Here is a 6000-nt window from a genome sequence, read left to right as displayed (position 1 = left end):
CTTCAACGTCTTCAAGCAGTGGCGCGCCCTGGCCACCCGCTACGACAAGCTCGCCCTGACCTACCGCGGCGGCGTCGTCCTGCGCGCCATCACCATCTGGCTCAAGGCATTAAGAGACACGCCCTAGACGTACAGGAACCAGGCCAGGGCCCCCGGGAGCAGCAGCAAGCCGTGCACCGAGCCCCGGCGGGCCCACCAGGTGGTCACGAGCAGCAGCGGGACCGCGATGACGAGGGTGACGACGTCGGTGCCCCGGTTGAGGGCGCCGACGAAGAGGGTCTCGTACCGGTACACGCCCTGCCCGTACAGCACGGCCTCCCCGCCGCGGACCGTCTCGACAATGACCGGCTCGGGCGCGCTCAGGAGGCCGGCGACCGCCGCGACCGCTGCGAGGACGGCGATCAGCACGGCGAGCGCGACGACGGCAGGGGCCGCCCTCCCTGGTGCCGCCCCGAGCCCCCTGCCTGGCGGACGGTTGCCCGGCCGAGGCCGGCCTGACGAGACGTGGCCTGACAGCACGGGGCCTGACGGAACGCGGTCCGACGGACGGCGGGATGTCATGACGGCGCTCCCCATCTGCAGAGCTGAGGCACAGGTCGTCCGAGGCTGCGGCCACGACCCGTCGCCAACTCTGGCTCGAGCTCCCAGGATCGACCACCACCAGCCGCCTCGGCCAGAGACGTAGGTCCCCGCGGAGCACCAGACGTATCGTGGTCGGCAGGGACGGGATACCTCCGGCTGCGCGCGAGCGAGGTCCGATGGCCGTGACAGGGATGTTCGAGCGGATCCGCGACGGTGCCGTCGTGCTCGGGGAGTATGCGGCGGAGACGGCCTACGCGGCCGTCCACCCGGAGTGGCGGCGCTCGGGTGCGACGCCCCAGGAGGAGTCGCGGAAGCTGCCCGGCGACGATCTGGTCCCGGCCCCCAACTGGTCCGCCACCCGCGCGGAGACGATCCGGGTGCCCCCGGAACGGTTGTGGCCCTGGCTGGCGCAGCTGGGGTACGGCCGGGGCGGCTGGTACGGCGACTTCCCGTGGTGGAAGGACCCGGCCGGGCACCGGGGCACGCGGTCCGCGGCCGACCGCCTGCTGCCGCAGCATCAGCGCCTCGACCCCGGGCAGGTGCTGCTCGACGGACCGAACTGCTCCGCCCAGATCGGGTCGTGGTGGGTGCGGGACGTCGCCCCCGGCCGCCACCTGGTGCTGTTCAGCTCCCGGACGGTCGCCGGACGGGAGGTCCGGTTCCTCCCGCGCCCGCCCCGGAGCCACTTCGACTGCAGCTGGGCCTTCGTCCTTGTTCCCACCACGGGCGGCGTCCGGCTCCTGGTGCGGACGCGGGTGCGCTACCACCCCGGCTGGATGGTGCGCCTGGCGGTGGTGCTGCGTGCGGGCGACACGGTGATGCAGCGCGCCATGCTGCTCGGGATCAAGCGACGGGCCGAGGCCGCCGAGGAGGTGGCAATTCGGTAGACACGCACGGGGCGGCACGCGCACCGTGGTTGACCTACCAGTCAGCCACGGTGTGGGGAAGCGAGGTGCCCGGTCGATGCCCGCCGACCAGGAGGAGACGCCCCCAGCCGGGCGCCGCACCACCACCGCCGCCCGACGCACCTCCCGTCGTCTGCCCCGCGCGCTGCTGCCCTTCGTCGTGCCGAGGTACCGGTTGCTCGCTGGAGCGCTCACGCTGTCGCTCCTCGGCAGCGGCATGTGGATCGTCGCGCTCGTGTGGCAGGTCATCGAGCTCGACGGCGGGCCGGTCCAGCTCTCGCAGGTGGCCACCGCCTCCGCCGTCGGGATGCTGGCCGCCGTGCTGGTCGGCGGCGTCGTGGCCGACCGCGTCCCGCAGCACCGGATCCTCATGGCGGTGGAGCTGACGAAGGCCCTCCTCGTCGGGGCCGTCGCCGCGCTGGCCCTCACGGGCCTGCTCGAGCTCTGGCATCTGGTGGTGGTCTCCGCCGTCGTCGGCGCGACCGAGGGGTTCTTCTACCCGGCGTACTCCGCCCTGCTTCCCACCGTGCTGCCGCCCGAGCAGCTGCTGGCCGCCAACGGCGTGGAGGGCGTGCTGCGCCCGGCCGTCATGAACGCCGCCGGCCCCGCGGCGGCGAGCGTCGTCGTCGCCCAGTTCTCCCCCGGGCTGGCGTTCGCTCTGGTCTCCGCCTCGCAGGTGCTCGCCGCGACGGGCCTGCGCCTCATGGAAGGGACGCCGCCGCCGCGCGTGGACGAGGAGCCACGGCACCCTCTCCGCGTGCTCGCGACTGACCTGCGCGACGGCTTCGGCTACATGACCCGGACCCCCTGGTTCATGGCGACGCTGCTGTTCGCCACCGTCTGGGTGCTGCTCCTCATCGGGCCCATCGAGGTGCTGCTGCCCTTCGCCGTGCGCGACCAGGCCGGCGGCGGGCCGGAGCAGTTCGCCCTCGTCCTCGCCGCCTTCGGGGTGGGCGGCGCCGTAGGCTCCCTGGCGGTGGCCTCCTGGCGCATGCCGCGGCGCTACCTCACCGTGATGGTGCTGGCCTGGAGCGTCGGTGCCATGCCGATCGCGCTCATCGGCAGCACCGACCGGCTGTGGGTGATGGTCGTGGCGGTCTTCGTGACCGGGGTGACCTCCGGGGTCGGCCAGGTGATCTGGGGGACGCTCCTGCAGCGGCGGGTGCCCGCGGAGCTGCTCGGCCGCGTCTCCAGCCTGGACTTCTTCGTCTCCCTGCTGCTCATGCCGGTCTCGATGGCGCTCGCCGGGCCGGTGGGCGAGGCGATCGGGCTGGGCCCGGTCTTCCTCGTCGCGGGGCTCGTGCCCGTGGTGTTCGGGCTGGCCGCGATCGTCCTGGCACGCATGCCTCGCGACGAGATCGAGCACCCGCTGACCCTCACGCCCGAGCCGCACGCGGGCGCCACCACCCACTGAGGCACCCGGCGCCGGCCGACGCCCCTGCTGACGGCATCCCGCCGAAGGCGGGTCCACCTGCCGAGGGCATCGCGCCGAAGGCAGTCCGCCTACCGACGACGCCGCTCCCGGCCCGGTCCGGTCGCCGCCAGTTGCTCCCAGTGTCCCGGCCGGGCCAGCGAGGGCGGCAGGCGGGTGGCGCCGTCGCCGCGTGCGGCGTCGAGCTGCGGCTGGGTGAGGAACAGGGCGTCGGTGAGGTCCGCGCCGGAGAGGTCGGCGTCGCGCAGGTCCGCCCCCAGCAGGTCGGCGACGCGCAGGTCCGCGCCGGTCAGGTCGGCCGCGATGAGCTGCGCCCCGCGCAGGTCGGCGCCGTACAGGTCGGCCCTCGCCAGGTTCGCCCCGACGAGGTCGGCGTGGCGCAGAGCGCGGCCACCGGTGCCGCGGACCGCCTCGCTCACCCGCGCGAGCAGCGAGCCGACCGCGGGCCGGTGTGCGTCGACGTCGAGGGCGGCGAGCGTCTCCGGGTCCGCCCCGGCGAGGGCGTCCACAGTGCCGAACAGGTCCGCGGCCCGGGCACGCAGCGGGGCGGTGGGCGCGCGGTTCGCGGCCTCCGCCAGGTGGCGGAGCATCTCGTGGAGCTGGCGCACCACCGGGAACACGGCGAACATCCGGCGGGCGGTGTCCGGGTCGCCGCGCCAGCTGCGGCCGCCGAAGGTCTGCCGGGACACCCGCTGGCCGGCGCCGAAGCAGTCGTAGACCGTGCACCCGGGAAAGCCCGCCTGCCGCAGCCGGGAGTGGATGCCGCACAAGTTGTCACCGCCCAGGTTCACGCAGGGCCGGCCGGCGGGCTTGTCGATCGCGAAGTCGGCCGACGCGGCGAAGGGCAGCGCGACGCAGCACAGGGCGAAGCACCGCGAGCAGTCCGCCCGCAGGCGGTCGGTCGGCGCCGCGCCGTCGGGGACGTGCCCCGGCCCGGCCGGCATGCCCAGCCAGGTGCCGCCGTCGGACACGGTCACCGGCCCCCCGCCGCCTCGAGCTCGTGGGCGTGGCCGACGCCCACCACCTCCGGTCCGGCGGTCTGCACCATGGGTCCTCCGTCGATGGTCGTCGTCGTTCCGCCCATTGTCCCCGCTGCCCCACCGGCGGCACGCCGCCCACCGTCCTGGTCGGCACGCTCGTGGTGCTGCTCGCGGGCGGACGGATGGCGCTGGCCGCGCGGGGCGTCCGGGCACGGCGGGGTGCGGGAGCGCCGGTGCGGCACGCGGTCACCTGACACCGTCCCATGCGGTGCCCCCGGTGCGGTAAACCGGAGGCATGGACATCTCCGACGTGCTCGCCCGGCTCCGCGACTTCACCGACGAGCGGGACTGGGCGCAGTTCCACACCCCGCGAAACCTCGTGCTCGCCCTCGTCGGGGAGGTGGGCGAGCTCGCCGAGCTCGTCCAGTGGCGCACCGACGCGGAGGTGGTCGACCTCGCCCGCACCGACGACGGCCGCGAGGCTCTGGCCGACGAGCTCGCCGACGTCTTCACCTACCTCGTCGGCATCTCCGACGCCCTGGGCATCGACCTCGACGAGGCCGTGCACGCCAAGATCAGCAAGAACGCCGTGAAGTACCCGCCGCACCTGGCCCGCGGGTCGAACGCGAAGTACACCGAGCTTCGGACCGCTGACAGTGACGGCACACCGGACGTCTCCTGAGTGGTGGTCGCGGTCGAATGGCCGAGCGTCGGTCTGGGCGAGAAGCAGTGACCACCCAGGCGCGGCCGGCGGCTCAGGCGGTCCAGGCGCCCTGCCACACCGTGTCGAACGGGGTGTGCGCCGAGACCCGGCCACGGATCCCCGCGGTGACGAACTCCTTGGCCAGGGCGACGGCGTCGAGCACGTCGGCGCCCTTCGCCAGCTCGGCGGTCACCGCGGCCGCCAGCGTGCACCCGGCCCCGGAGACGCGCGCCTCGCCGACCTTCGGGGCCGAGAAGACGTGCGCCTGCTCGCCGTCGAAGAGGACGTCGACGGCGTCGCCGCCGGGCAGCTCCACGCCGCCCTTGGCCAGGACGTACTGCGGGCCGAGGTCGTGGATGCGCCGCGCGGCCTCGGTGAGATCCTCCACGGACTCGATGGTGTCCATCCCCGAGAGGGTTCGGGCCTCGAACAGGTTGGGCGTGACCACGGTGGCGTGCGGCAGGACCGCCTCGCGCAGGGCGTTGTCGGTGTCCAGGGCCGCGCCGGGCTCCTGGCCCTTGCAGATGAGGACCGGGTCGAGGACGACGTGACGCCACGGCTGGCTTCGCAGCCCGGCCGCCACGACCTCGATGGTCTCCGGCGTCCCCAGCATCCCGATCTTGACGACGTCGAGGTCGTGCGCGGCGGTGGCGGCCTCGATCTGCTCCGAGATGACGTCCGGGGGAACCGGGACGAAGCGGTGAGCCCAGTCCTTCTTCGGGTCGAACGAGACGATGCACGTGGTGGTCCCGACGCCGTACACGCCGAGCTGCTGGAACGTCTTGAGGTCCACCTGGAGGCCGGCGCCCCCGGTGGCCTCGGACCCGGCGATGACGTAGGCGAGCTTGACCACGGGTTGTCTCCGATCGGACGACGGCGTTGGGCGACGTCCCAAAATACTCTCACCCGTGCCGGTGCACCTCCCGGCCTGCCGCCGTGCATCCGGCACGACGCCCTCGCCGGCCGTGGGTGCACCGAGGCCGCCCCGGGCTGTCAGCGGCGGGTGCGCTGGCACACCATGAGGGGGTTGCCGTCGGGGTCGCGGAACTGGAGGAACATGACGCTCCCGATGTCCTCGACATCGGAGTCGAGCGTGACGCCGTGGTCCTGCAGGAACGCGACGGTCGCCACCATGTCGGTCGTCCAGAAGAAGAACCGAGGCGGTCCGGAGGTGTCGAACTCAGGCCGGCTGGCGTCGAGCGCCAGGCGGGTCTCGCCGGCGGTTTGCAGGTCGTAGATCGTGCCGTCGTGGCTGGGCTCCGACTCCGCCAGTCCCAGCAGGCGGGAGTACCACCGCGCCGAGCGCGCCATGTCCCGGACGGGGATGAACACCTGGCCGATGCGGTTCTCGATAGGGCTCGACATCGTCACGAGCGAGACCCTAGCGTCACGAGCCGT

Annotated in this window: 8 protein-coding genes; 3 read left to right on the top strand and 5 right to left on the bottom strand. The window is 73.6% G+C overall.

The window, feature by feature from the left end; translation table 11 throughout:
- Nucleotides 1–123: 123 nt before the first annotated feature.
- Nucleotides 124–408, bottom strand: coding sequence for a hypothetical protein (locus ABD774_RS09370; RefSeq protein ID WP_345040211.1), 285 nt, complete (start codon nucleotides 406–408; stop codon nucleotides 124–126).
- Nucleotides 409–758: 350 nt separating this feature from the next.
- Here ABD774_RS09370 and ABD774_RS09365 point away from each other — a divergent pair, with 350 nt between their 5' ends.
- Together ABD774_RS09365 and ABD774_RS09360 are read left to right on the top strand one after the other, a co-directional pair.
- Nucleotides 759–1469 carry a hypothetical protein gene (locus ABD774_RS09365; RefSeq protein WP_345040209.1) on the top strand — a complete coding sequence of 237 codons (711 nt, stop codon included), beginning with the start codon at nucleotides 759–761 and terminating at the stop codon, nucleotides 1467–1469.
- 76 nt (nucleotides 1470–1545) lie between these two features.
- Complete coding sequence (locus tag ABD774_RS09360; protein WP_345040207.1) at nucleotides 1546–2901, top strand: MFS transporter; 1356 nt, start codon at nucleotides 1546–1548, stop codon at nucleotides 2899–2901.
- An 89-nt stretch (nucleotides 2902–2990) separates the two neighbouring features.
- On the opposite strand, the gene ABD774_RS09355 is transcribed toward ABD774_RS09360, so the two are convergent.
- A complete protein-coding gene (locus ABD774_RS09355; protein ID WP_486327290.1) occupies nucleotides 2991–3863 on the bottom strand; it encodes a pentapeptide repeat-containing protein in 873 nt (290 codons plus the stop codon).
- Nucleotides 3864–3892: 29 nt separating this feature from the next.
- Complete coding sequence (locus tag ABD774_RS09350) at nucleotides 3893–4141, bottom strand: hypothetical protein (RefSeq protein ID WP_345040204.1); 249 nt, start codon at nucleotides 4139–4141, stop codon at nucleotides 3893–3895.
- A gap of 53 nt (nucleotides 4142–4194) precedes the next feature.
- Here ABD774_RS09350 and ABD774_RS09345 point away from each other — a divergent pair, with 53 nt between their 5' ends.
- A complete protein-coding gene (locus ABD774_RS09345; protein ID WP_345040202.1) occupies nucleotides 4195–4581 on the top strand; it encodes a nucleotide pyrophosphohydrolase in 387 nt (128 codons plus the stop codon).
- A gap of 73 nt (nucleotides 4582–4654) precedes the next feature.
- On the opposite strand, the gene thiD is transcribed toward ABD774_RS09345, so the two are convergent.
- Both thiD and ABD774_RS09335 read right to left on the bottom strand, forming a co-directional pair.
- Entirely contained in the window at nucleotides 4655–5455 is an 801-nt protein-coding gene (gene thiD / locus ABD774_RS09340) for a bifunctional hydroxymethylpyrimidine kinase/phosphomethylpyrimidine kinase (protein WP_345040200.1), read from the bottom strand.
- Nucleotides 5456–5595: 140 nt separating this feature from the next.
- A complete protein-coding gene (locus ABD774_RS09335; RefSeq protein ID WP_345040198.1) occupies nucleotides 5596–5967 on the bottom strand; it encodes a VOC family protein in 372 nt (123 codons plus the stop codon).
- Between the last annotated feature and the right edge of the window lie 33 nt (nucleotides 5968–6000).

The sequence above is a fragment of the Georgenia daeguensis genome, from assembly GCF_039537705.1.
Taxonomy (GTDB): Bacteria; Actinomycetota; Actinomycetes; order Actinomycetales; family Actinomycetaceae; genus Georgenia; species Georgenia daeguensis.
This window is presented reverse-complemented; position numbering and strand designations above follow the sequence as displayed.